This window comes from Candidatus Pantoea formicae, assembly GCF_011752625.1.
Classification (GTDB): Bacteria; Pseudomonadota; Gammaproteobacteria; order Enterobacterales; family Enterobacteriaceae; genus Pantoea; species Pantoea formicae.
Window position 1 is genome coordinate 1 of sequence record NZ_VWXD01000058.1, and the last position, 248, is coordinate 248.

Here is a 248-nt window from a genome sequence, read left to right on the forward strand (position 1 = left end):
AGCGGTTCATATCACCTTACCGACGCTTTACGCAGATTAGCACGTCCTTCATCGCCTCTGACTGCCAGGGCATCCACCGTGTACGCTTAGTCGCTTAACCTCACAACCCACAGGCGTTTTACAACGCATGCAGACTGCAAGCATTTGAGAGACTCGAACATGTCATCATTCATTTCTTATTACGGAGAAATGAACCGACACGTCGTTTCAATTTTCAGCTTGTTCCGGATTGTTAAAGAGCATAATAC

Annotated in this window: 1 rRNA gene; it reads right to left on the bottom strand. The window is 46.4% G+C overall.

Going from position 1 to position 248, the window contains the following annotated elements:
* Nucleotides 1-100: ribosomal RNA gene (locus F3J38_RS27895) — 23S ribosomal RNA — on the bottom strand; the annotation flags it as partial.
* Nucleotides 101-248: the final 148 nt, after the last annotated feature.